Origin of the sequence: Pseudomonas sp. Lz4W, from assembly GCF_000346225.2 — a bacterium.
GTDB classification, from domain to species: domain Bacteria; phylum Pseudomonadota; class Gammaproteobacteria; order Pseudomonadales; family Pseudomonadaceae; genus Aquipseudomonas; species Aquipseudomonas paraversuta.
In genome coordinates, this window is record NZ_CP017432.1 from 3,034,756 (window position 1) to 3,058,812 (window position 24,057).

Annotated in this window: 23 protein-coding genes; 12 read left to right on the forward strand and 11 right to left on the reverse strand. The window is 59.1% G+C overall.

All coding sequences use genetic code 11. The features are described from left to right. Positions 1-76 precede the first annotated feature (76 nt). The 6 genes from B195_RS13695 to B195_RS13725 all read right to left on the reverse strand — a co-directional run bounded on the left by B195_RS13695 (position 77) and on the right by B195_RS13725 (position 7,628). The gene (locus B195_RS13695; protein WP_003444954.1) at positions 77-280 is read right to left on the reverse strand and encodes an MbtH family NRPS accessory protein; all 204 of its coding nucleotides are present in this window, start codon (positions 278-280) and stop codon (positions 77-79) included. Positions 281-387: 107 nt separating this feature from the next. Next, positions 388-1,707: an MFS transporter gene (locus B195_RS13700; protein WP_003444956.1), complete on the reverse strand. Its 1,320-nt coding sequence runs from the start codon at positions 1,705-1,707 to the stop codon at positions 388-390. A gap of 786 nt (positions 1,708-2,493) precedes the next feature. After that, on the reverse strand, positions 2,494-3,924 hold the full coding sequence (locus B195_RS13710) for an efflux transporter outer membrane subunit (protein WP_003444958.1): 1,431 nt from the start codon (positions 3,922-3,924) through the stop codon (positions 2,494-2,496). After that, positions 3,921-4,985, reverse strand: a complete 1,065-nt coding sequence (locus B195_RS13715) for an HlyD family secretion protein (RefSeq protein WP_003444959.1) — start codon at positions 4,983-4,985, stop codon at positions 3,921-3,923. The genes B195_RS13710 and B195_RS13715 overlap by 4 nt, the downstream gene beginning before the upstream one ends. Further along, the gene (locus B195_RS13720; protein WP_003444960.1) at positions 4,982-6,529 is read right to left on the reverse strand and encodes an MFS transporter; all 1,548 of its coding nucleotides are present in this window, start codon (positions 6,527-6,529) and stop codon (positions 4,982-4,984) included. Before B195_RS13720 ends, B195_RS13715 begins: the two co-directional genes overlap by 4 nt. Positions 6,530-6,719: 190 nt before the next feature. Beyond that, on the reverse strand, positions 6,720-7,628 hold the full coding sequence (locus B195_RS13725) for a LysR family transcriptional regulator (protein WP_037001729.1): 909 nt from the start codon (positions 7,626-7,628) through the stop codon (positions 6,720-6,722). Between the two features lie 344 nt (positions 7,629-7,972). On the opposite strand from B195_RS13725, the gene B195_RS13730 reads away from it, so the two are divergent. From B195_RS13730 to kch, 11 genes are all read left to right on the forward strand, one after another. Next, positions 7,973-9,073, forward strand: coding sequence for an FUSC family protein (locus B195_RS13730; protein WP_003444962.1), 1,101 nt, complete (start codon positions 7,973-7,975; stop codon positions 9,071-9,073). A gap of 471 nt (positions 9,074-9,544) precedes the next feature. Further along, positions 9,545-9,847: an urease subunit gamma gene (locus B195_RS13735; RefSeq protein ID WP_003444963.1), complete on the forward strand. Its 303-nt coding sequence runs from the start codon at positions 9,545-9,547 to the stop codon at positions 9,845-9,847. A 54-nt stretch (positions 9,848-9,901) separates the two neighbouring features. Further along, a complete protein-coding gene (ureB, locus tag B195_RS13740; protein ID WP_003444964.1) occupies positions 9,902-10,426 on the forward strand; it encodes an urease subunit beta in 525 nt (174 codons plus the stop codon). 74 nt (positions 10,427-10,500) lie between these two features. Then, complete coding sequence (locus B195_RS13745) at positions 10,501-12,219, forward strand: urease subunit alpha (protein WP_003444965.1); 1,719 nt, start codon at positions 10,501-10,503, stop codon at positions 12,217-12,219. Positions 12,220-12,326: 107 nt separating this feature from the next. After that, a complete protein-coding gene (gene ureE, locus B195_RS13750) occupies positions 12,327-13,013 on the forward strand; it encodes a hypothetical protein (protein WP_003444967.1) in 687 nt (228 codons plus the stop codon). A 21-nt stretch (positions 13,014-13,034) separates the two neighbouring features. Then, positions 13,035-13,721 carry an urease accessory protein UreF gene (locus tag B195_RS13755; protein ID WP_003444968.1) on the forward strand — a complete coding sequence of 229 codons (687 nt, stop codon included), beginning with the start codon at positions 13,035-13,037 and terminating at the stop codon, positions 13,719-13,721. Positions 13,722-13,800: 79 nt separating this feature from the next. Further along, positions 13,801-14,448, forward strand: a complete 648-nt coding sequence (ureG, locus tag B195_RS13760; protein WP_003444969.1) for an urease accessory protein UreG — start codon at positions 13,801-13,803, stop codon at positions 14,446-14,448. Further along, positions 14,445-15,407: an urease accessory protein UreD gene (locus tag B195_RS13765; RefSeq protein ID WP_029612920.1), complete on the forward strand. Its 963-nt coding sequence runs from the start codon at positions 14,445-14,447 to the stop codon at positions 15,405-15,407. Before ureG ends, B195_RS13765 begins: the two co-directional genes overlap by 4 nt. Before the next feature lie 144 nt (positions 15,408-15,551). Then, a complete protein-coding gene (yut, locus tag B195_RS13770; protein WP_003444971.1) occupies positions 15,552-16,544 on the forward strand; it encodes an urea transporter in 993 nt (330 codons plus the stop codon). Positions 16,545-16,571: 27 nt separating this feature from the next. Beyond that, positions 16,572-17,630, forward strand: a complete 1,059-nt coding sequence (locus tag B195_RS13775) for a HoxN/HupN/NixA family nickel/cobalt transporter (RefSeq protein ID WP_003444972.1) — start codon at positions 16,572-16,574, stop codon at positions 17,628-17,630. 91 nt (positions 17,631-17,721) lie between these two features. Next, complete coding sequence (kch, locus tag B195_RS13780) at positions 17,722-18,897, forward strand: voltage-gated potassium channel protein (protein WP_003444973.1); 1,176 nt, start codon at positions 17,722-17,724, stop codon at positions 18,895-18,897. 77 nt (positions 18,898-18,974) lie between these two features. Here kch and crcB read toward each other — a convergent pair whose 3' ends face one another. Together crcB and B195_RS13790 are read right to left on the reverse strand one after the other, a co-directional pair. Further along, positions 18,975-19,370 carry a fluoride efflux transporter CrcB gene (crcB, locus tag B195_RS13785; protein ID WP_003444974.1) on the reverse strand — a complete coding sequence of 132 codons (396 nt, stop codon included), beginning with the start codon at positions 19,368-19,370 and terminating at the stop codon, positions 18,975-18,977. A 15-nt stretch (positions 19,371-19,385) separates the two neighbouring features. After that, entirely contained in the window at positions 19,386-19,766 is a 381-nt protein-coding gene (locus B195_RS13790; protein ID WP_003444975.1) for a CrcB family protein, read from the reverse strand. A gap of 182 nt (positions 19,767-19,948) precedes the next feature. Between B195_RS13790 and B195_RS13795 the strand changes: the two genes are divergently transcribed. Beyond that, positions 19,949-20,224: a hypothetical protein gene (locus tag B195_RS13795; protein WP_003444976.1), complete on the forward strand. Its 276-nt coding sequence runs from the start codon at positions 19,949-19,951 to the stop codon at positions 20,222-20,224. Here the strand turns inward: B195_RS13795 and B195_RS13800 are convergent. From B195_RS13800 to B195_RS13810, 3 genes are all read right to left on the reverse strand, one after another. Then, a complete protein-coding gene (locus B195_RS13800) occupies positions 20,221-22,584 on the reverse strand; it encodes a DNA polymerase II (RefSeq protein WP_003444977.1) in 2,364 nt (787 codons plus the stop codon). The genes B195_RS13795 and B195_RS13800 overlap by 4 nt on opposite strands. A gap of 14 nt (positions 22,585-22,598) precedes the next feature. Beyond that, complete coding sequence (locus B195_RS13805) at positions 22,599-22,952, reverse strand: hypothetical protein (RefSeq protein ID WP_003444978.1); 354 nt, start codon at positions 22,950-22,952, stop codon at positions 22,599-22,601. An 86-nt stretch (positions 22,953-23,038) separates the two neighbouring features. After that, positions 23,039-23,737, reverse strand: coding sequence for a FadR/GntR family transcriptional regulator (locus B195_RS13810; RefSeq protein WP_003444979.1), 699 nt, complete (start codon positions 23,735-23,737; stop codon positions 23,039-23,041). Positions 23,738-24,057 lie beyond the last annotated feature (320 nt).

Here is a 24,057-nt window from a genome sequence, read left to right on the forward strand (position 1 = left end):
AAAAACGCCGCGGTCCGTTTCGGGATCTGCGGCGTTTTTCTTTGTTTAAAGGCTCGCGAGCTGTGTCGGTCCAGCGTCAGGCCTGCATCGCCTCGCGCAGGCTGGCCGGGCGCATGTCGGTCCAGTTGGCTTCGATGTATGCCAGGCACTCGGCCCTGGAGGCCGCGACGCCTACCGCTGACCAGCCTTGCGGCACGGCCTTGAACTCGGGCCAGATCGAGTATTGTTGCTCCCCATTGATCACCACCAGAAACTGCGTGTCTTCACGGTCAAATGCCATCGGTTGTCTCCTGCAGATAGTTGGGCAGACCGGTGTCACAAACACAGGCCTGCCCATGGAAGACGCTCGACACAGCCCTGAAATTAGTCCCGCCCCCATTCGCCCCGTTACATTTCAGCCTTGGCCACCAGGCGCCGCTCAACCAGATTGTCACGGTTGAGGCCATAACGACGGGCCGTCAATACCCCGACCAGGCCCATCATCGCGCAGAACATCACGCACACCCATGCACTCCACGGCATCAGCGCAATCAGCAGCAACGGCGTGGTACTGGCCCACAATGCGTAGGCAATGTTGTAGGTGAAGGAAATCCCCGAGACGCGGATCGGCGCCGGAAACAGGCCGACCATGACCGAAGGCACCACCCCGACAATTCCGCAGGTCAGACCTGCGAAGGCGTATGCCAGGCCGGGCAAGGCCCATTGACCCACCAGACTGGCGTACAGCAGGCCAATGCCCAGCGGCAGCAGCACGCTGTAGAGCACGATGCTGCGCCATACGCCAATGCGGTCGACGATCAGCCCGGCCAGTACACAACCGATATTCAAAAACACGATGCCCAGACTGCTCAGGGCAAAGGTATGGCTGGCCGTCATGCCAAAGCGCTGCTGCATCACGGTCGGGGTGATCACCACAAACACCACCACGGCACTGGTCAGCACGCAGGTGAGCAATGCCGCCGGCAGCAATGACGCCCGGTGATCGCGCAATACGGTGCGCAGCGGGAACTCTGCCCGGCCCTCTTTGCGTTCGCGCAAAGCCAGAAATACCGGGGTTTCACTGAGCCAGCGGCGCAACCACACGCCAATCACACCAAACACGCCGCCGAGCAGGAACGGGAAACGCCAGGCGTAGTCGAGAATTTCTGCCGGGGTAAAGAGTTGTGCCAGCAGTGTCGCGGTCAAGGCGCCGATCAGATAACCGAAGGTCAACCCGGCCTGCAAAAAGCCCAGGGCAAAGCCCCGGCGCCCGGCCGGCGCGTGTTCGGCGACAAACACCCAGGCGCTGGGCACCTCGCCGCCGACTGCCGCCCCCTGCAGGATGCGCAGGGCCAACAGGATCAGCGGCGCGAAATAACCGATATCGGCATAAGTGGGCATGATGCCGATCAGCAGACACGGCAGTGCCATCATCAGAATACTGAGGCTGAACACCCGCTTGCGCCCCAGATGGTCGGCAAAGTGCGCCATCAGGATTCCGCCCAGCGGACGTGCCAGATAGCCGGTCACGAAAATGCCGAAGCTTTGCAGCAAGCGCAGCCATTCAGGCATGTCCGGCGGGAAAAACAGTTGACTGAGGGTCAGGGCAAAGAACACGAAAATGATGAAATCGTAGATCTCCAGCGCCCCGCCCAGAGCTGCCAGCCCCAGGGTTCGGTAGTCGGAACGGGAAAAACGCACCGTTGTGGCTTGGGTATCGGCAGACATAATTACGCTCAATGTGAACTGGACGCGCCTATGTTGGCGCTTGAAGTCGAGGGCGCGAGCATAGCAAATCTGCCCCTGTTCTGTGGCTGCCGGCTTGCCGGCGATGCTTCAGACAAACCCGGGCGCCCGCATCGCTGGCAAGCCAGCTCCCACAAGTGCACACAAGCCATGGGCCAATGCACCAATATGCCCATGTGGGAGCCGGCTTGCCGGCGATGCTTCAGACAAACCCGGGCGACTGCATCGCTGGCAAGCCAGCTCCCACAAGTGCACACAAGCGCTGCGCCAATACACCAATACGCCCATGTGGGAGCCGGCTTGCCGGCGATGCTTCAGACAAACCCGGGCGCCTGCATCGCTGGCAAGCCAGCTCCCACAAGTGCACACAAACCATGGGCCAATGCACCAATATGCCCATGTGGGAGCCGGCTTGCCGGCGATGCTTCAGACACACCGCAGCGCCTGCATCGCTGGCAAGCCAGCTCCCACAAGTGCACACAAGCCCTTGGCCAATGCACCAATATGCCCCTGTGGCAGCCGGCTTGCCGGCGATGCTTCAGACAAACCCGGGCGCCTGCATCGCTGGCAAGCCAGCTCCCACAACTGCACGCAAGCCCTTGGCCAATGCACCAATATGCCCATGTGGGAGCCGGCTTGCAGGTGCTGCTTCAGACAAACCCGGGCGCCCGCATCGCTGGCAAGCCAGCTCCCACAAGTGCACACAAGCCATGGGCCAATATTCCCCGTGGGAGCCGGCTTGCCGGCGATGGCTGCCCCGGCTGCATGCTATCCCTGCCAGCCTCCGCCCAGCGCGGCGTATACGTCCACCAATGACAACGACACCTGGGCCGTGCTCTCGACCAGCGCGGCCTGGTTGGCCAGCAATGCATTTTGTACGGTCAATACGTTCAGAAAATCCACCGTGCCCTGGGCGTACTGTTGATGAACACTGTCCAGTGCATGCTGGCTATGCTCCACCGCCTGTGTGAGGCTGTCGCGCCGGCGCTGACCGGCCTGATAGGCAACCATCGCGTCGTCCACTTCGTGCCAGGCCCGCAACACGGTTTTGCGGTAGGCAATGGCCGCCTCTTGCTGGCGTCCTTCCTGCAATTGCAACGCCCCTTGCAAACGTCCGCCCTCGAACAGCGGTACGCTCAAGCCCGGTCCAAAGGCAAAACTGCGCGAACCCCAACTGCCCAGATCCGACAGTTGCAGCGCCTGAAACCCGAGGCTGCCGGACAAGGTGATACGCGGATAAAAATCCGCCCGGGCCATCCCGATCGAGGCTGTAGCCCCATGCAGACGGGCCTCGGCACGGCGGATATCAGGACGCCGCTGCGCCAGTTCACTGGGCAGACCGACCGGTACATCAGCCCCAAAGGCCGGAACCGCCTGGGGTTCGCTCAGTTGCTGTGCCATCGCCCGTGGCTCTCGGGCCAGCAGCAGGCTGAGGGCGTTGATCAACTGCGCGCTGTGCTGTTGCAAAGGCGCCGTTCGCGCTTCGATTTCTGCCACCTGGGCCGCCGCTTCGGACACTTCCAGGTCGGTGGCCACCCCCTCTTTTACCTGCAACCGGGTCAACTCCAGGCTGCGCCGGGCAATCTGCAGGTTCTGCTGTACCACTGCCAGTGCCTGCTGGGTGGCACGCAACTGGATATAGTGCTGTGCGGTCTGCACGATCACCAGTAACTGCACGCCATGGCGGTCTTCTTCGGCCATCTGCACAGAAGCATCGGCCGCTTCCACAGAGCGTTTGACCCGGCCCCACAAGTCGGCTTCCCAACTGAGCCCCAACCCGCCATTCCACAGGTTGAACGCCTGTTTGCCACTGTGGCCCGAGGGGTCGTTCAAACCCTGCTGACTGTTGCGGCTACGGCTGTAAGCCAGGGACCCGTCAACCGCAGGCAGGCTGTCAGCCGCGATTTGCCGGCGAATGGCCCGGCTCTGCTCAAGCCGGCTGGCAGCCAGTTGCACATCGAAGTTGCTCTGCTGTGCTTCTTGCACCAGGGCCGATAATTGCGCATCGCCAAAACTGTCCCACCAGCGCGGGTCTACCGCCGACTCGACGGTGCGGCTATGACCCTGCTCACTTGCCACCGGAGCCCAACGCTCAGCCAGTTGCGGCACGGGGGCCTGAAAATCCGGCCCCAGTACACAACCACTCAAAGCCAGCGCGCTGTAACAGGCCACAGCGCAGACCAGAAAACCAGGCTTCATCGCACACTGACCTGTTCATTGGCAGTGGCTGTGGTGTCGATGGACGCATCCACCGACATTCCCAGACGCAGCCGCCCGGCTGACAATTGTCCCTGGTCCAGAGTGACTTTCACTGCAATGCGCTGCGCCACCTTGGTGAAGTTGCCCGTGGCGTTGTCCGGGGCAATGGCCGAAAACGTTACCCCTGTGGCCGGCGCAATACTGTCGACGACACCGAGCAGGGTTTCGCCGGGAAAGCTGTCGACCTTGATCGTGACCCGTTGCCCCGGGCTGACGTGGGTCAGTTGGCGCTCCAGAAAGTTGGCGACCACATACGCCTGGGCCAATGGCACCACCGCCAGCACTGAGTCACCCGGTTTTACATAGGCACCCAAGCGCACGCTGCGCCGGCCCACTACGCCATCGAAGGGCGCCACCAGGCGGGTGTGGGACAAGTCCAGCTCGGCCCGGGCCTGCAAGGCTTCGGCATGCTGTACCGAAGCCCGGGCAGCAGTGGTTTGCGCCACCAGCACCCGGGTTTGCTGGCGGGCAGCCTCCAGCGCAGCACGGTGTTGAGCCAGTTCGGCACGGGCGATCTGTGAGCGGTTTTTTGCCTGCTGCGAGTTTTGCAGCGTGCCCGCGCCCTGCCCGGCCAGATGTTCATAGCGCTGCAATTCATGCCGGGCAAACTCAACCTGGGCCAGATCAGCGTCAACCGTGGCACTGGCCTGCTCGATCAGCGAACGCTGACGCTCGAGCATGGCCAGCGCGTTGGCCAGTTGTGCCTGGGCCGTCGCCACATTGGCCCGGGTTGCTTGCAGATTGGTCTGGTAGTCCTGGGGATCAATGCGTACCAGCAATTGACCTGCCTTGACCGGCTGGTTGTCTTGCACCAGCACCTCATCGATAAAGCCTGCGACTTTTGGCGCGATCAAGGTGTAGTCGGCACTGACAAAGGCATCATTGGTGCTTTGTACTGTGCTGGTGGCAAAGATCAGTTGCCATAGCCCGTACAGCACGACTATCGCCACCAGGCCCGCACTGCCCAGTACCCAGGGCTTGCGCCCGATTGTTGTGGTCATTTCACTGCTCCAACAGCTGTGCCCGGCGGATAGATCCGCGTCGGGCCAAAAGGAATTAATACAATTAACAACAGCGCCAGACCGGCCATGTACAGATAGAGGTCTGAAGAGGTCAGGACCACCGCCTGCTGGTGTATGCGGTGTGCCAGATCTGTACTGCCAGCCACCAGCGGCGAGTTACCCAGGCGATCGATCAGCATCGTCGAGTGGAAGTGCTCGCGGTTGAGCGTCAACACCCCAAGAAGGCTGCCCGCGGCCGTTGCCGAAAAGCCTTTGACGGTATTGAACCAGGCCGAGGCAAACGGCCCGTCGGCCGGGTTCAGGCCACCGGTGGCCAACATCAACAAAGGAATCACTGCCATCGGCTGGGCGATGATTTGAATCGCCTGCAACGGGTAGAAGTTCTCCCGGCTCCACGCCGCCGTCACTTGTGAACCGATGCCACAGGCCAGTGCCAGCAACCCGAGACCTATGGCCAGAACCCAGCGGCAATCAACCCGGCGCAGGTTGCACAGGGCAACCACCAGCGGCAGCGCAAGCAATTGCGGCAGCGCCACCAGCAACATCACCGGAGCGGTTTCCAGCGGGCGATAGCCCTGGATCTGGGCCAGATAGCTGGAGGGAATCTTGATCACTGCCAGCAATACAAACAGCACCCCGCCCAGGGTCAGCAAGGCGTGGGCCAGATTGCGGATTTTCAGCAATTGCAACTTGAAGAACGGCAGTGGATGAAACCATTCGTTGATAAAGAACAGCACCAGCAGCGTGCCGCCGCCGAAGATGAAAAACCGGATCATCGGCGACTCCAACCAGTTCAGGCGCTGGCCCAGTTCCAGCGCCAGAACCAGCATGATCAGGCCCGGCAACCCCAGGAGCAGGCCGCGCCAGTCAAACTGTTTGAAGCGCTCAAGGCGCAGCGGGTCCTGCGGCAGACCCCAGGCCACACAGCCCATTGCCAGCAGGCTTAGCGGCACAATCTGCCAGAACGCCCATTGCCAGCCGGCATATTCCACCCACCATGCGGACAGCGGCGTACCGAAGCTGGGGCCGAAGGTTGCGGTCAACGCATAGCTGCCCAGGCCGTATAGGCGAATGCCCGGGGGTAAAAACCGTAGCGCCACCGACATCAGCATGGGCGGCAACGCGCCACCGGCAAACCCCTGCAAAGTGCGCAGCACCATCAGTACATCAACGTTAGGGGCAAACGGACAGAGGATGCCCAGCAGCAAAAAGGCACCTATGGCACACAGGGTGAAACGGCGCAGGGAGAATGTCGCAGCACACCAGGGTGCGAACGCCATGGCGCTGATCGACGTGGCGCTGTACACCGCCAGCAACCAGGTGCCCTCGTCATAGCCAATGCCCATGGCGCCACGGATATCGGGCATTGCCACCTTGGTCACGTTCTCGTTGAACCCCGAGACCAGCACCGCCAGCAATACCCCTACCAGCCCGGTAAAAATCCGCAGGCCAAAAGCAGCATTGGCAGGGGGGGATTTGGCTGACATCGCGGCAATCGTGGAACCGGCGGTCAGCGAGGTCATGCCCCGCCCTCCGGCGCCAAATGACGCCCACGTTTAAAACGCCAATACATGGCTGACTCCGTCTTTTAGATGACGAAAAGTTTAACCAGCAGGCAATGCTATAAAAATTGATAAATAGCTAACTATGGAGTGCGTCGGACGCAATCCACAGCCAGATCGAGAGCAAGCGTGTGCCTGAAGCGAGGATCTCTCAGGCCACGGCGTTATCGCAGAACGTCTTGAGGGTGCGGCGCAGCCAGCGGTGGGCATGGTCGTTGTCCAGACGCGGGTGCCAGGCTTGAAAGATTTCAACCGGTTGCAGGGGGATCGGCAATTCAAAAGGACGCAGTTTCAAGCCCATTGGGGCCAGGGTTTTGAGCAAGACCTGGGGCATCAGCGGCAAGATCAAATCCGCGCCGGCCAGGGCAAAAATCGCCGAGTAAAAAGTGGGCGTGGTAAAGGACACCCGGCGCTCCAGCCCCTGCTCGGCCAGCACCGTATCAATCGGCCCGCGAGCCCGGCCCCGGCGCGAAACGCTGATGTGGTCAAAGGCGATAAAGCGTTGCGCGGTGATGGGCTGATCGAAGATCGGATGACCTTCCCGCGCCAACCCCACAAAGGGGCAGGTAAACAGCCGCTGGACCTTGATGTCTGAACTGAATTTGTTGGTGGCACAGATGGCCAGGTCAATGCGCCCTTCGCTCAAGGCTTCATCATCGGTGAAGCCTTCAGGTACTACCCGCAGCGACGCCTTGGGCATCTCCAGGGCCATTTGCTGACGCAAGGCACCCCCGTACACACCGAAAAACACGTCATTGGCGCGAATGCTGAAGGTGCGCTCCAGCAGGCGCAGATCACTGTCCTGGCTCTGGGTGAAGACACCGTGGGCCAACTCCACCACGCCCCGCACCTGCTCGCGCAATTCCAGTGCCCGGGGGGTGGGCACCAGGCCACGTCCCGAACGCACCAGAATCGGGTCGTTCAAGGCATCGCGAATGCGGGTCAAGGTGCGGCTCATGGCCGGAGCACTCAGGTTCATGCGCCGGGCGGCGCCCACTACCGAGCCCTCTTCGAGCAAGACATTCAGGGCAACCAGCAGATTCAAGTCAGGTATTTGCATGGGGCCAAAGGGTAGCGTTTAACGCGCCGGATCGCTAGACGGGCAATTCTGCATTGTTGCATGACAGGTAAAACTGTATCGCCACTTGTTAGGTAGCTAACTAAGTTAAAGATTGATACATTGTTTCCCGTCAGGCCGAGGCCTGACGCTCTCTTTGGTTGAGATTTTTGGCCATTACCGGATCCCCATGATGGTAATGGCCTTTTTTATTTCTTGAACCACGCCACAACGCTTCCCCCGAATCCCCCCCTCTTATCGCGCCATGGCAACCCCGTTGCCGGTGGTGGCCTGACTGTTCCTGAACTACGCTCCGTGCGCATTCCATTACAGGGTTTGGGGGCTTTATGCAGCTAGGCAATAAAATTTCGAAACTGGAGCGGCTGCTCTGTAAATACAGCCGCTGGATTCATGCCGCGCGAATCAGCCTCGCCTTTCTGACTACCTTCGTTGCCATCCGCTATTTCAAACTCGACGGCGCGTCTTACGCCCTGATCACCATGCTGATCGTGATGGGGCCCCAGCCTTACTGGGGCAATGTGTCTTCCCGTGCCGTACAGCGCACCTTCGGCACCGTCATTGGTGCGCTGTCCGGGCTGGCGGGGCTGTACATGGAGCTCTACTCGTTTCCCGCGATGCTGGCGTGGAGCGCGGTCACGATGTTTATCGCCGGTTACCTGACCCTGGGTAAACACCCCTATATGGCCCTGTTGATCGGCGCCACCCTGGCGGTGGTCAGTTGCGCACCGCCCAACGACATGGAGTCGGCAATCACCCGCAGTCTTTATGTACTGGCAGGTTCGGTACTGGCCATGCTCTTCACCAGTATTTATCCGCAACGGGCGTATACCGACATGCGAATCAAATTCAGCGAAAGCCTGGGCAAACTCAGCGAGTTGTATGAAGCGTACTTCTCCCCGCTGGTGCTGGAGCGGCCCAATCTGGATGACAAGTTGAAAGACGAGCTGGACACAGTGGTCAAACTACGCAATTACGTGTCGGCGGCCAGCAACGAAAGCAATTTGAAGCCCGAAGTTTTCAACTCCATGCAGACCCTGCACCGCAATTTGTTCACCACCATGAGCCTGATGATTGATGCCTACTGGGCGTCCCATGAAGGGCATAAGCTGATTGAGAGCGAGCCCGCCCTGCGCGATCTTAATCGTTTGATCCCGCAGGCCCTCGAGTCGCTGCAGGACAAGCTGTGCAACGGTGTTTCGGATAACCAGATCAGCGGTGAACTGCGCCAGAAAGCCAACGACTTGAAAGAGCTGGTGCTCAAGTGCATCGATGGCAAGGTCAACGAAACCCAGTTTTATGCCTTTGTCTGGCTGAGTCTGCAAATGCTCCGGCAACTGACCGATCTCAACGACCAGCTGCATGCTGCGCTTTACCAAAAAGGCCATCGGCATCTGTTGCTGAAAAATCCCCTTCAAGCCCATAAATAGCGCCAGGCACTCTGGGTGCGCAATCGTCTATCTGGAGGCTAACAGGCGATCGGCCCGCTATTTTTCAGCAACCCATCACTCATTTAAATGACATATCGCACTAAAGATTAATAATTCTTCACTCAAAACAATGGGTTATCGGGTACCAAAGGCACTTCAAATCTCGCCAATACCTTCGTAACCCTCTGTTTTTTAAATAGTTATAAGAAGTCAACCAGACTTCTATCAATATCTGCCCCCCCTCCTCCAGCTTCTGGCCAGTCGGAAATTATGGTCTAGGCTCTGTTCGCGCCCGTCTGACAAGGATTTGAACGGTTGAGCCCCATGAAAACAAATCTCGCATTCGCCACCCCGCCACACCTTTTACCCACCTTCGCAAGCGTTCAACGTGCGCAGCGTTTTTGCCTGCACCTCTGCCCGACCGGCACTCCAGAACTTAAATTTTTTACCGCACTGTAGATAGGAGGGCTTATGCAGCTCACCCCGAGAGAAATCGACAAACTGATGATTTACACCTTGTCGGACGTGGCATTGCGACGCAAGGCTCGTGGCTTGAAGTTGAACTATCCGGAAGCAGTTTCGATTATCACCGTGACCGCACTGGAAGGCGCACGGGACGGAAAGTCGGTTGAAGACGTAATGAATGAAGCCAGCAAGGTGTTGACCAAAGACGATGTCATGGAAGGCGTCAGTGACCTAATTCCCAACGTTCAGGTTGAAGCGATTTTCACCGATGGCAGCCGCCTGGTTACGGTCCACGACCCGATCAAGTAAAGGCGCCCGCGACATCCGGCTAACGCAAGACAGACCCGTTTTGAGGAATCAGTCATGAGCAGCAAAAAATCCGCGACTCCCGCCAGTGCAGCAAGCCCGCACCAGGATACCCATCCGGATCACAAGATCCCCCATGCCAAAAACCCTGGCGGTGTGCATCAGGGTAATGAACAGGACGTGCCGCTAGGTGGCTGCATCTACGCCAGCAGCCCGATCGTGTTCAACGAAGATCGCCCGGTAACCAAGGTCAAGGTGCGTAACACCGGTGACCGGCCGATTCAGATCGGCTCGCACTTTCATTTTTTCGAAGTTAACCGTGCACTTGAATTCGATCGCGCAGAGGCCTTTGGCAAACGGTTGAATATTTCCTCAACCACTGCGATCCGCTTCGAGCCGGGTGACGAGATTGAAGTGTCGCTGGTGCCTTACGGTGGCAAGCAAACCCTGTACGGCTTCAACAACCTGGTGGATGGCTGGGCGCCGGACAAACTGACCAGCAACCATGAACGCCCGGAAAAACTGCAAGCGATCCAGCGCGCGCGCGATCACGGCTTCAAGTTTTCCAAGCCCGCCAAGTAATCAACGCATTCCCATACTTTGCACTCGCGCCGTTGAGTTATTGACGCCCGTGCGGCATTAGAAAGGAGCCACCGATGCCTACCATTTCACGCAAAGAATACGCCGGCCTGTTCGGCCCGACCACGGGCGACAAGATCCGCCTGGGTGACACCAACCTGTTTGTCGAAATTGAAAAGGATTTACGCGGTTACGGCGACGAGTCCGTATACGGCGGCGGCAAATCCCTGCGTGACGGCATGGGCGCCGACAACACCCTGACCCGCGATAACGGCGTACTGGACCTGGTGATCACCAACGTCACCATCATCGACCCGATCCAGGGCGTGATCAAAGCCGACGTCGGCATCCGCGACGGCAAGATTGCCGGGATTGGTAAAAGCGGTAACCCGGGCACCATGAATGGCGTAACCCCGGGCCTGGTGGTGGGTGTGAGCACCGACGCCATCTCCGGCGAACACCTGATTCTGACCGCTGCCGGGATCGACACCCACGTTCACCTGATCTCGCCTCAACAGGCTTATCACGCGCTGTCCAACGGTGTGACCACCTTCTTTGGCGGCGGCATCGGCCCGACTGACGGCACCAATGGCACCACAGTGACCCCGGGGCCCTGGAACATCCGCCAGATGCTGCGCTCGCTCGAAGGCTTGCCGATCAACGTCGGCATGCTGGGCAAAGGCAACTCCTATGGTCGCGACCCGCTGGTCGAACAAGTGATCGCCGGGGTTGCCGGGTTCAAGGTTCACGAGGACTGGGGCGCAACTTCAAACGCCCTGCGTCACGCGCTGCGTACTGCCGATGAACTGGACGTCCAGGTCTCGGTGCACACCGACAGCCTCAACGAATGCGGTTACGTCGAAGACACCATCGACGCTTTCGAAGGTCGCACCATTCACACCTTCCACACCGAAGGTGCGGGTGGCGGTCACGCCCCGGACATCATCAAGGTCGCCAGCCAGACCAACGTGCTGCCGAGCTCCACCAACCCGACCCTGCCCTATGGCATCAACAGCCAGGCCGAGTTGTTCGACATGATCATGGTCTGTCACAACCTCAACCCGAACGTGCCGGCCGACGTGTCGTTTGCCGAAAGCCGGGTGCGTCCGGAAACCATCGCCGCCGAAAACGTGCTGCAGGACATGGGCGTGATTTCGATGTTTTCCAGCGATTCCCAGGCCATGGGCCGGGTCGGTGAAAACTGGTTGCGGGTGATGCAGACCGCCCACGCGATGAAAGCCTCCCGCGGCAAGCTGCCGGAAGACAGCGCCGACAACGACAACTTCCGGGTGCTGCGTTACGTGGCCAAAATCACCATCAACCCGGCTCTCGCCCAGGGCATCAGCCACGTGCTGGGCTCGGTGGAAGTCGGCAAAATGGCCGACCTGGTGCTGTGGGACCCGCGCTTCTTCGGGGCCAAACCGAAGCTGGTGATCAAGGGTGGCATGATCAACTGGGCCGCCATGGGCGATCCGAACGCCTCGCTGCCAACCCCGCAGCCTGTGTACTACCGCCCGATGTTTGGCGCCCAGGGCAAAACCCTGCAAGACACCTGCGTGACCTTTGTCTCCCAGGCAGCAGTGGATGACGGCGTCAAGGAAAAAGCCGGGCTGGAGCGTCAGGTGATGGCGGTGCGCGGTTGCCGGACCGTCTCCAAAAGGGATCTGGTGCGCAACGATAAAACCCCGCATATCGAGGTCGATCCGGAAACCTTCGCCGTGAAGGTCGATGGCGTGCACGCCACGTGCAAACCCATAGATACGGCCGCGATGAACCAGCGTTATTTCTTTGGCTGAGACTGTGGGAGCCGGCCCGGCGATGCAGATCACGCGGTTGAGTCTGTGTCGCCAGGCCCGGCACCCGCAGGGTGTGGTCCGTAACAATCAAGGAAGGAGTTTGCAACGTGATTTTGATTGAACACATTCTGGGCAATGCCAAGAAAGACCCGGTCTGGAAACAGAAACTGGAAGGCGCCAACGTCGACCTGCTGGTGCTTGACCAGCGTGAAGCGCAAAAAAGCCGCTGCCGGCGCACCAGTATCGGCGGGCTCGATCTGGGGATTTCGCTGGAACGCAACGTAGTGCTGTCCGATGGCGATGTACTGATGTGGGATGAACCATCGCGCACCGCCGTGGTGGTGCAGTTGAACCTGCGCGACGTGATGGTGATTGACCTCAAGGAGCTGAAAAAACAGCCCCTGGACGTACTGATCAAAACCAGCTTCGAGCTGGGCCACGCCCTGGGTAACCAGCACTGGAAAGCGGTGACCAAGAACAACGAGGTGTACATCCCGCTCACGGTCGAAACCAAAATGATGGATTCGGTGATGCGCACCCACGGCTTCCAGCATCTGCCGTACGCCTTTATTGGCGGCGCCGAGATCCTGCCCAAGCTCACCACCTCCGAAGCACGCCTGCTGTTTGGCGGCGCCGAAGAAACCGACACCCACGTTCACGTCGCCAGCCCGCAAGACAAGCTCGATGCTGCCGCCCTCAAGATCCAGGGCCTGCACAGCCATGGCGACGGTATCAGCCACAGTCACGGGCATGACCACGGCCACTCGCACCACGATCACGACCATAAGCATTAAATCCGGCAAGAAGGCGCCTAGATGAACGCATCTGATCTAATTCGCATCATGCAGTTTGGCGATTCCGTATTGCCAGTGGGTGCCTTTTCGTTCTCGAACGGCGTTGAATCCGCCATTCAGAAAGGCATCGTCCACGATGTCGCGACCCTCAAAGGCTTTGTCCTCACCGCCCTCAAACAAGCGGCCAGTTGTGATGGCATGGGCGTGGTCGCCGCCCACCGCGCGGCCAGCAATGATGATCGTGACGGAATTTTGCGCGCCGACTGGGCCGTGAATAACCGCAAGCTCAACGAAGAAAGCCGGTTGATGGCCACGCGCATGGGCAAAAAACTGGCAGAAATGTCGATCCATGTCGTCGAGAAACCTCTGGTGCGCTGGTGGCTGGAGCAGATCAAGGCCGGTAATGCAGCGGGCACCTACCCCGTCACCCAGGCGGTAGTGATGTCGACCCAGGGCATTGGCGCCCGCGAGGTGGTGGTGATGCACCAGTACGGTGTGGCCATGACCATTCTCAGCGCCGCGATGCGCTTGATGCGGGTCACGCACCTGGACACCCAGCACATCCTGTTCGAACTCAACCACGACATTGAAGCGTTCTGCGACATCGCCGAAATCGGTGATATCGAGCAAATGTCGTCCTATGTGCCGATTGTCGACGTGCTGGCTGCCGTCCACGTCAAAGCCCACGTGCGGCTATTTATGAACTGATGCTGCAAGCGAATCCGGATCAACAGCGCTGACCTGAGTCGACGCTGAATCAGCTTCAATTTTTGTTAAGGAATTTATCGTGAAAAAGATTACTCGCATTGGTATTGGCGGCCCGGTCGGCTCTGGTAAAACCGCGATCATCGAAGTGATCACTCCGATCCTGATCAACCGTGGCTACAAGCCGCTGATCATCACCAACGACATCGTGACCACCGAAGACGCCAAACAGGTCAAGCGCACGCTCAAAGGCATCCTCGACGAAGACAAGATTCTGGGGGTCGAAACCGGTGCCTGCCCGCATACCGCAGTGCGTGAAGATCCGAGCATGAACATTGCCGCAGTCGAGGAAATGGAAGAGAAGTTTCCGGACAGCGACCTGATCATGATCGAAAGCGGTGGCGACAACCTGACCCTGACCTTCAGCCCGGCCCTGGCCGACTTCTACATCTACGTGATTGACGTGGCCGAAGGCGAAAAAATCCCCCGCAAGAACGGCCCGGGACTGGTGCAGGCGGACATTCTGATCATCAACAAAATCGACCTGGCACCCTACGTCGGCGCCAGCCTCGATGTGATGGAAAGCGACACCAAGGTGGTGCGTGGCAACCGCCCTTATATCCTCACCAACTGCAAGACCGGCCAGGGCATCGAAGAGCTGGTGGACATGATCGAACACATGTTCCTGTTCGCCCAGAAACCGGCGGCCAAGAGTGAGGTCACTGCATGACAGCCCAATGCCAGATCGTGAACAACCCTTCAAGGCTTCGCGCTCACTCATTGGGTAATGATGCGCCGGAGCTTGCGCAGTATCAGGACGAGCCGCCGCAAATGAGCAGCGGCGCCGTCGGCAAAAGTGGTTACTTGCGCCTTGGTTTTGAAAAACGCGGCAACCGCAGCGTGCTGGCGGACATGGAGCGGCGGGTTCCGTCGCTGGTGCAGCGGGCACTGTATTGGGACGAAATAATGCCCGAACTGCCCTGCGTGACCATGATTTCGACCTCGGGCTGCATCCTGCAGGGCGATCGCCTGGCCACTGATGTCAATGTCGGGGTGGGTGCCTGCGGGCACGTCACCACCCAGTCGGCGACCAAAGTGCACTCGATGAACGCCAACTACGCCTCGCAAATCCAGAATTTTCGGGTTGAAGAAGATGGCTACCTGGAGTTCATGCCCGACCCCTTGATCCCCCATCGCAATGCGCGGTTTATCACCGAAACCAGAATCAGTATCCACCCTACGGCTACGGCGATTTACTGCGAAATCCTGATGTCGGGACGCAAGTATCACCATGTCGACGAGCGTTTCGGCTTTGACGTGTATTCCTCACGGGTCACGGCCGAAAACCTTGAAGGCAAGGAACTGTTTGTCGAGAAGTACATTCTGCAACCGAAAGAGGAAAGCCTGGACGCCATCGGCGTCATGCAAACCTTCGATGTGTTCGGCAACGTCGTGTTGCTGACCCCCAAGGAGCATCACGACCGGATAGTCGAGCGCGTCCCTGCGATCTTCGACATGGAGGCAGGAATTGCCAGCGGTGTCACCCGCTTGCCAAACAACTGCGGGCTGATTTTCAAAGTGCTGGGCAATGACAGCGGTGAAGTCAAAGCGCAGGTGCGCGAGTTCTGGAAAGTCGCCCGTGAAGAGATTCTGGGCCTGACGTTGCAACCGCAATTTCTGTGGCGATAGGAAATACCAAATGGATCCTGTGGGGGCCGGCTTGCCCGCGATAAAGGCAAAGCGGTTTGACTGACACTGCGCAGTGATGCTTTCGCTGGCAAGCCGGCTCCCCTTGCGATGGATCTGGCCAAGTGCACAATCGGGAGAGTCAATATGGATGCTGCATCAGCCCCTACGTCCAAGTGGTCACAGCTGACCCAAGGTAACGTCTTTCTGGAGTTCGTAGACGTTACCCTGCGCGGTTGTGCCCAGGTCATGTTCCAGAACAATCCGCTGACCGGACTGCTGTTTTTTGCCGCGATTTTTGTCGGTGCCTATGGTGAGGGCAACCCCGCGGTGGCCTATGGCGCGGTACTGGGTACTGTGGTTGCCACCCTCACCGGCTTGAACCTCAAGGACCGTAAATCCTGGAAAGCCGGTTTGTATGGCTATAACGGCTGCCTGGTGGGGGCAGCCTTGCCAACATTTCTGGATGTCACACCGGCGCTCTGGCTGTGCATCATCCTCGGCAGCATGGTCTCGGTGATCGTCATGATTTGCATCGCCGACATTCTCAAGACGTGGAAAGTCGCCGCTCTTACCGCCCCTTTCGTGCTGGTGACCTGGATCATGTTACTGGCCAGCTATGCCTTTGGCGGCCTGAACAGCAGCGCCTTGCCGGTACCCAACCTGCCCCATGAGCTGGTCGCGGTGAACAGCAGCCTGTTCGACGGCATCCATTTGGTCGATGGCACCTTCTACGGCATTTCCGAAGTGTTCCTGTTCAGCAGTGTCATTGGCAGCGTGCTGCTGCTGGCGGGGCTGGCGGTGTCCTCGGTATGGGCCGCAGTGTTTGGATTGTGCGGTTCGCTGCTGGCGATTCTGGTGGCCACGGTGCTGCAGGCCGAACACACCAGCGTCAATAACGGGATGTATGCATTCAGTGCCGTACTGACGGCCATCGCCCTGGGTTCGACCTTCAACAAGCCCAGCCGGCGCGTGCTGATCTATACCCTGATCGGGGTGATTTTCACTGTATTTGTACAGGGCGCCTTGAATACGCTACTGGCACCCGTTGGCATCCCGACCCTGACCATGCCGTTTGTTCTGGCGTCATGGCTATTCCTGGTCCCGAACAAGGATGTGATGCCGCATCACCGTCAATAACGCCCGACTTTTACAGGGAATTTTTCAATGACAGCTATCGCCCGGTTAGCGCCCGCTATCGAGTCGTCCAGCACGACGCGGCGCGCCATCTATTTATTGATCGGCCTGATCGCTGCCAACCTGCTTGCCTGGGCCTGGGCTTTTATCGAGTTCGGCGCCAACCCGGTATTGATGGGCACCGCGTTACTGGCTTACAGCTTCGGCCTGCGGCATGCCGTGGATGCAGACCACATTGCCGCCATCGACAACGTCACCCGCAAGCTGATGCAACAAGGCAAAAAACCCATTGCCGTGGGTACCTGGTTCTCCCTGGGACACTCCACCATCGTGGTGCTGGCATCCTTCGCCATTGCAGCCACAGCCATGGCATTCAAGGACGACATGGCCTGGTTCCATGAAACCGGCGGCCTGATTGGCACCCTGGTTTCTTCCGCCTTCCTGCTGCTGTTTGGCCTGCTCAACCTGGTGATCCTGCTGTCGGTGTACAAGAAGTTCAAACAGGTCAAGGCCGGCCAGCAACTGGCCCCCGAAGAACTCGACCTGCTGGTCGCCAACAAGGGTGGATTGATGGCGCGGATCTTTGGCCGGCTGTTCAATCTGGTGGATAAAAGCTGGCACATGTACCCGGTTGGTTTTTTGTTCGGCCTGGGCTTCGACACTGCCACCGAGATCGGCCTGCTGGGTATCAGTGCCACCAGCGCCTCACACGGCATCAGCCTGTGGTCGATCATGGTGTTCCCGGTGCTGTTTGCGGTGGGCATGGCCCTGATCGATTCACTGGACAACTTCGTGATGATCGGCGCCTACGGCTGGGCCTTCTCCAAACCGGTGCGCAAGCTTTACTACAACATCACCATCACCGCCGCTTCGGTGGTGGTGGCCCTGTTTATCGGCGGGATCGAAGCATTGGGCCTGATCGCCGACAAGCTTGAATTAACCGGCGGGATCTGGACCCCGATCAATGCCATCAACGAAAACTTCGGCCAAATTGGCTACTGGATCATCGGCATGTTTGTGCTGTGCTGGCTGATCTCGGGCCTTAACTACTATCTGCGCGGTTACGACCAACTGGGAGCCAATACCTGATGAAATTTGTCACAGTGCGTGCCTGCTGCGGGCAGCCTGCGAAACCTGGCCTAAAATCCATCCACCTCTCAACAGACGCGTCGTAGGTACTATGACTTTATTACAGGACGTAAAAAATCGGCTTTCCTTTGCCTACGGGGTCGCCTTGCTGGTGGCCATCAATGGCTTTCTCTTGTTCTTGCCGGTGCTGCAACGGGGGGTTGCGCACTCCAATGAGGCTGGTGGCTCATTTGACACCTGGAAGGAGGCGCTAAGCTTTTTGGCCTTGCTGGAAATACCCGGGTTCGTGGTGGGCTTTGTTCTGGTGCTGATGTCACTGGGGCTGCTGATCAAGTCCCGCATCAGTTGGTTCTTCGCCCTGTTGCTGCTGGTGGCTACGGTTTGCGTTGATTTTTTCATTCTGAAAAAGCCCGACGGCATCACCTTCTTCTCGATCTTCACCATTGCGGTACTGGCCTTTTATTGGCGCCGGTTTGACCACTACAGCCTGGCCACCGGCAGCTTCTTTGCAGTGGTCAGCATCGCCTCGCTGATTGTCTACAGCACCCTAGGCACGCTTTACCTGGGCGAAGAGTTCGCACCGGCGGTGACAGATCTGCCGTCGGCGTTTTACTTCGCCATTGTGGTGATGTCCACCGTAGGCTTTGGCGACATAGTGCCGCACACCACCGATGCGCGTTTTTTCACCCTGACGGTGATCATTCTGGGCATCACCATCTTCGCGATCTCGGTGGCGTCCATTGCCGGCCCGCTGATCAGCAACAACATCCAACGAATCGTTAAAGGCAGGATTACCCATATGGCCCGTAAAAATCACTACATCCTTGTCGGCGTCGGCTCATTGGCCCAGAACATTTACAAGGGCCTGAGCGATCGTGGTGAGCATGTCACCGTTGTGTGCGCCACCGGCAGCCAGCACGAGCTACCGGAAAAGGCCGACATCATTGAAGGTGATCCATCGTCGGTAGCCACCCTCAAACTGGCCGGGGCCGCGGATGCCAAGTACATCGTGACCCTGTGCGACAGTGACGCCGAAAACGTCTTCACCATTCTGGCGGCCAAGGAAATAGCCGGTGACGACACCCAGATCATCGCGCTGGTCAATGAAACGCGGAACATGCCCAAGGTCAAACGCGTCAACCCGACCATGGTGCTGTCGTTGCCGCTGCTGGGCAGTGAGTTGCTGGTACGCACCCTTGAGGGGGATGAAATCAACAAGGACCTGATCACCGAAATGTTCTTTGGCAAACGTACTTCCCTGGCCTGACCCGGGCTGCAACTGCAGGAGCGAGCTTTTCAGGATCAAAAGATCGCGAACAAGCCCGCTCCTGCAGGGTCAGAGCTTTAATCTGTCGCTGGCAATGGTTTAACCCTGGCTCCGGCGAACAGGCCCAGTTCAACCGCGGCAAAACCTACCACCAGGCTGGCCACCAGATAGCAGATGGATAGCAGCACCCCGCCCGGATCTTTCATCATCTCCACCGCACCGAATACAAAACTGGAAAAAGTAGAAAGCCCGCCCATGATCCCGGTGCCGATCATTACGTGTACGTATTGATTGATCCGGTTGCTCTTGAACAGCGAAGTGGCGACGCCCAACAGGAATGCCGCGACGATATTGGCGACAAAAATATCCATGGGAAAACCGTCGGCCAGGCGTGGTATCGACAGCATTACAAACTCGCGGCACATGGCACCGAATGCCCCACCGACGAAAATCAGAATAATCAGATTCAGCATGTTCCCTGCTCCTTGTCAGCGCGCCAGCCAGGCGCCAAATGCGGCAGCGGCCAGACCCACCAGTACCGAAATGATCAGATAGCCGCCAGCCAGTGCACGGTCCCTGGCGTTGGCCAGTTTGGAGGCGTCCAGTTGCATGCTGCTGAACGTGGTATAGCCACCGAGAATGCCGGTGAGCACGGCAGCATTCATTACATCGCCATAACGGTCGCGCCAGTCCACGGCAAACAGAATGCTCAGGTAGCCGATAACAAAGGCACCGCTGACGTTGATCAGAAACGTGCCCAACGGAAATTTGCCTTTATAGAACTGCCCGACCCGCAGCCCGATCCACCAGCGCAGCAGCGAGCCCAGGCCACCTCCCAGCCCCACCCAAAAAACGTCCAGCGCAGTCATGTAGATCCCTCTCGTGTCTGTTGGTTTGGGGGGAACTCTAGTTCATAAGGTCAGTTGTCGCTGACGAGTCACGAAGCTGCGATGGACTGCGCAGCAGACCTTGACGCGACTACGCAACTGCAGGTCGCGAAGAAAAGGAGTAACCTGCCGTCCGGTTTTAATTCCCGCCCCATGGAACCCCTATGTTTCCCAACGCTGAACGCTACAACCACTCCACCGAATACGCCAACAAGCTGGTGGACCGCATTGGCCAGACTCCGGCCTGGATCGCCCAGCGCATCGGCGTGACGGAAAAGCGCATGCGCTACATCCTTGCCGGTTCGCGCACCATCAAGGGTGATACCACCGAGATCATCATGAGTTACGCCGAACAGTTTTGCCTGGAGTGCCTGGCCGCCGAAGCCAAGGCCGCCAAAGACCGCGCCAAGTCCAAGGCAACCCCGGCCAGCGACGCTTAAAACAAGCCCAGCTGCCCGCCCACCAGTGCGCTGAAATCATCGTCGACAAACGCCAGAATCGCGTCCGCCACCGGTTGTAGCTGGCGCGTCAGGTAGTGATCGTAATCCAGCCCGGCCGTGCGGTTCTCCAACGGCTGGGGGCCGGCCAGGGTGATCACGTAGCTGATGGTGCCGCCGTTCTGGTATTGCCGGGGGCGCCCCTGCCGGTCGTTGTACTCGTCCGCCAGCCGCGCGGCCCGCACATGGGGCGGCACGTTGCGCTCGTAGTCACTCAGCTGCCGGCGCAAGCGCTTGCGGTAGATCAGCAGCTCGTCATGCTCCCCGGCCAGGGTACTGCGCACAAAGTCACGCACGTAGTCCTGATACGGCTGGCGATTAAAGATGCGCAGGTACAACGCCTGCTGAAACTGCTGGGCCAGCGGCGACCAGTCACTGCGTACGGTTTCAAGCCCTTTGTAGACCATCTCCCGGCGCCCGTCCGCGTGCGCAACCAGCCCCGCATAGCGTTTTTTACTGCCCTCTTCGGCCCCGCGAATGGTCGGCATCAAAAATCGGCTGTAGTGGGTTTCGAACTGCAACTCCAGCGCACTGCTGAGCCCGTACTCGTCACGCACATGGGCCTGCCACCATTGGTTGACGTGCTGCACCAGTTCGCGTCCGATACGGGCCGCATCGGCCTCACTGTGCTCACTGCGCAGCCAGACGAAGGTGGAATCGGTATCGCCATAAATCACGCTGTAGCCCTGGGCTTCGATCAAAGCCCGGGTCTTGAGCATGATTTCGTGCCCGCGCAAGGTAATGGACGACGCCAGCCGGGTGTCGAAGAAGCGGCAGCCGCTGGAGCCCAGCACCCCGTAGAACGCATTCATGATGATTTTCAGCGCCTGGGACAAGGGGGCGTTCTTCTCCCGCTTGGCGACCTCGCGACCATTGGCTACCCGCTCGATAATGGCCGGCAAACAGTGCCGGGTCCGGGAAAACCTTGCCCCGCGAAAGCCCGGCACCGAGGTCTCGTTACCGGGTTCACGCAACCCTTCCACCAGCCCCAGCGGGTCAATCAGGAAGGTGCGGATAATCGACGGGTACAGACTTTTGTAATCCAGCACCAGCACCGATTCGTACAGGCCCGGCCGGGACTCCATCACAAAGCCACCGGGGCTGGCCTGGGGCGGGTTGTCTCCGACATTGGGGGCAACGAAACCCTGTCGGTGCATCAGCGGCATGTACAAATGATAAAACGCCGCCACCGAGCCGCCGCTGCGATCCGCCTCCAGCCCCGTCACCGAGGCCCGCTCCAGTAAAAAGGTCAGCAGCTGGGTTTTCTCGAAAATCCGCGTCACCAGCTCGCAGTCCTTGAGGTTGTAACGCGCCAGCGCGGGCTTGTCCTCGGCGAACATGCGGTTGATTTCGTCCATGCGCTGGTACGGCGTACTGATGTCCTTGCCTTCACCCAGCAGGGTCTGGGCAACGTTTTCCAGGCTGAAGGACGGGAACGACCAGGTCGCCGAGCGCAACGACTCAATGCCATCGATAATCAGCCGGCCCGCGGCACTGGCGAAGAAGTGGTTGTTGCGGGTGCCGTGCTCGCGCCACTGCATCTCGCTGGCGCCGCGGCCCAACAGCAAGGGAATACCCAGGCGCCGGGCATGCTCGTGCAACACCCGCATGTCGAACTGGACCACGTTCCAGCCAATGATCGCGTCAGGGTCGTGCAGGGCCATCCACTGGTTCAAACGTTGCAGCAACTCGCCACGGGTGGCGCAGAACTCCAGGTCGAAATCCACCGCCGCATCGGCCTCGGTGGCCTTGCCCAGCATATACACCTGACGCTGGCCGCAGCCCTGCAGCGCGATCGAGTACAGATCGCCATGGGCACTGGTTTCGATGTCCAGGGACACCAGTTGCAAATGCGGCCGGTAGTCGGGATGGGGCTTCATTCGGGTATTGCGCAGCGGCCCGTCAGCCGCACAGGTGCCGCCGAAGCTCACCGGTGCGGTGATAAAGCGCTCCATCAAAAAGCGCTCCGGGGGGCGGATATCGGCCTCGAACACCTCGACCCCGGCACGCCGCAGGCGCTGGGCGCTATCGATCAGGCGGGCGTGTTGCTGGCAGTAAATACCGAGCACCGGGCGTGATTGAAAATCCTGTAGCGCCAGTTCACGAAACTCAATGCCGGGCTCATCCTGCAGCAGCGCCTGCGCCTGAGAACGCTGGGCTGCCGGGATAAACATGACTGCAGTCTGATAAGGCAGGCGCACGTGCTGCGGCCCGTCATCGGTTGCCAGCCAGAATTCGACCTCAATGCCCGACGGCGTGTCGTGCCAATGCCGGGTGAGGACAAAGCCCTGTCTCAGGTCCATCCGTTACAGCCGGGTTACAGACATGTCGCCAGCATCGCCATACGGCGCATGGCTGCGCTGTCGTCCGGCTGTTTGGCGTAATAACTGACTGCCGTGCCCGTGCCCTGCGGCACCAGATCGGCAAAGGAACTGGCGTCACGGGTGTAAACCGTCAGTTCGCCGGACTTGCCGGAGTTGATATAAGCGCTGGCATCCACCCCGAACACCCCTTCGTCCTGCCACGAGAACTTGATGCACTCAGCCACCAGCGGGGTCGGTTTGGCCGAAGCCAGTACCCGGGTCGGGCTTTTGCTGCGGGCATCATTCATTGCAGGTGAAACGCAGCCGGCCAGCATCGCCACGCCCAAGGCACCGATCAGTAATCGCATTGCAAATCCCCTCGAAAAGTTGAGCACGATAACACGCTGCCTGACTGGCTTAGCGCCCGGATCCATACCCTGGCAAAAAGCGCTGATCACAGCGTCATCCGTTCCAGGCTGTTGCTCAGGTGCAGCAGCATGGCCGCACGCGCCGCATCAGGGTCCTGGCGGCGGATGGCGCGCAGGATGGCTTCATGCTCAAGCACGGCCATTTGCCCCAACTGCTGTAAATCGGCATCACCGCGCTCGTCAGCATTGATCCGGGTCCGCGGTATGACCGTACGGCCAAGCTGACAGATGATGTCGGTGAAGTAGGTATTGCCTGTGGCCTGGGCAATCAGCTTGTGAAAGCGCAGGTCGTGCTCGACGCTACCATCGTTATTGGCCAGGGCGTTCTGATAGTCATCCAGCGCCTGACGCATCTGCAGCAATTGTTCTTCTGTGCGCCGCCCCGCAGCCAGGGCCGCGGCCTGCGTCTCCAGCCCCATGCGCAACTCAAGAATGCTGCGCACGCTGGCGGCGGTGGCACTGGTCAGGTGTATGCCCTGGGGCTCTTCGCGCTCAAGAACAAAGGTACCAATCCCGTGCCGGGTCTCAACGAAGCCCGATGCCTGCAATCGGGAAATCGCTTCGCGTACTACCGTACGGCTCACCCCCTGCTCGCGGACGATGACCGACTCGGAGGGCAGCTTGTGCCCCGGAGCCAGTTGCCCCAACAGAATCTGCCGGGTCAGTTCGGCCACGATGTCGTGGGCCAGACCCGGCGTGCGCTTGCGTATCGGTTGATCTTGCATGGCTATTCCCTTCACCTGAGGCGGCTTAATACTATCACCTGGTTCGAGCCTGAGAGGCCTCAACTCGTATGACAACCTTGTTAAAACTCAACAAAATTTTAAAAACCCCGGATCCACTCCGCTCTCCCCAACTTCACACCGTCGCTAAAACCCTGCCTAACCCCCTGTAAATACACTTAAAAGTATTACAAACAGGCCATTTATAACTTATTGGTTTGTTTCCGGGCATTGCGAGGCGAAAACTCAACTCGTATGATGTCCGTCAACCGGTCGGCCAAGCCACCGGTCAGCCACACCCGCATAAAAATAATCAGTGGGGT

What these genes read in the sequence shown, in the direction of transcription:
- B195_RS13695 (WP_003444954.1), bottom strand. Translation starts at nt 280, where the DNA reads ATGGCATTTGACCGTGAAGACACGCAGTTTCTGGTGGTGATCAATGGG.
- B195_RS13700 (WP_003444956.1), bottom strand. Translation starts at nt 1,707, where the DNA reads ATGTCTGCCGATACCCAAGCCACAACGGTGCGTTTTTCCCGTTCCGAC.
- B195_RS13710 (WP_003444958.1), bottom strand. Translation starts at nt 3,924, where the DNA reads ATGAAGCCTGGTTTTCTGGTCTGCGCTGTGGCCTGTTACAGCGCGCTG.
- B195_RS13715 (WP_003444959.1), bottom strand. Translation starts at nt 4,985, where the DNA reads ATGACCACAACAATCGGGCGCAAGCCCTGGGTACTGGGCAGTGCGGGC.
- B195_RS13720 (WP_003444960.1), bottom strand. Translation starts at nt 6,529, where the DNA reads ATGACCTCGCTGACCGCCGGTTCCACGATTGCCGCGATGTCAGCCAAA.
- B195_RS13725 (WP_037001729.1), bottom strand. Translation starts at nt 7,628, where the DNA reads ATGCAAATACCTGACTTGAATCTGCTGGTTGCCCTGAATGTCTTGCTC.
- B195_RS13730 (WP_003444962.1), top strand. Translation starts at nt 7,973, where the DNA reads ATGCAGCTAGGCAATAAAATTTCGAAACTGGAGCGGCTGCTCTGTAAA.
- B195_RS13735 (WP_003444963.1), top strand. Translation starts at nt 9,545, where the DNA reads ATGCAGCTCACCCCGAGAGAAATCGACAAACTGATGATTTACACCTTG.
- ureB (WP_003444964.1), top strand. Translation starts at nt 9,902, where the DNA reads ATGAGCAGCAAAAAATCCGCGACTCCCGCCAGTGCAGCAAGCCCGCAC.
- B195_RS13745 (WP_003444965.1), top strand. Translation starts at nt 10,501, where the DNA reads ATGCCTACCATTTCACGCAAAGAATACGCCGGCCTGTTCGGCCCGACC.
- B195_RS13755 (WP_003444968.1), top strand. Translation starts at nt 13,035, where the DNA reads ATGAACGCATCTGATCTAATTCGCATCATGCAGTTTGGCGATTCCGTA.
- B195_RS13765 (WP_029612920.1), top strand. Translation starts at nt 14,445, where the DNA reads ATGACAGCCCAATGCCAGATCGTGAACAACCCTTCAAGGCTTCGCGCT.
- yut (WP_003444971.1), top strand. Translation starts at nt 15,552, where the DNA reads ATGGATGCTGCATCAGCCCCTACGTCCAAGTGGTCACAGCTGACCCAA.
- B195_RS13775 (WP_003444972.1), top strand. Translation starts at nt 16,572, where the DNA reads ATGACAGCTATCGCCCGGTTAGCGCCCGCTATCGAGTCGTCCAGCACG.
- kch (WP_003444973.1), top strand. Translation starts at nt 17,722, where the DNA reads ATGACTTTATTACAGGACGTAAAAAATCGGCTTTCCTTTGCCTACGGG.
- crcB (WP_003444974.1), bottom strand. Translation starts at nt 19,370, where the DNA reads ATGCTGAATCTGATTATTCTGATTTTCGTCGGTGGGGCATTCGGTGCC.
- B195_RS13790 (WP_003444975.1), bottom strand. Translation starts at nt 19,766, where the DNA reads ATGACTGCGCTGGACGTTTTTTGGGTGGGGCTGGGAGGTGGCCTGGGC.
- B195_RS13795 (WP_003444976.1), top strand. Translation starts at nt 19,949, where the DNA reads ATGTTTCCCAACGCTGAACGCTACAACCACTCCACCGAATACGCCAAC.
- B195_RS13800 (WP_003444977.1), bottom strand. Translation starts at nt 22,584, where the DNA reads ATGGACCTGAGACAGGGCTTTGTCCTCACCCGGCATTGGCACGACACG.
- B195_RS13805 (WP_003444978.1), bottom strand. Translation starts at nt 22,952, where the DNA reads ATGCGATTACTGATCGGTGCCTTGGGCGTGGCGATGCTGGCCGGCTGC.
- B195_RS13810 (WP_003444979.1), bottom strand. Translation starts at nt 23,737, where the DNA reads ATGCAAGATCAACCGATACGCAAGCGCACGCCGGGTCTGGCCCACGAC.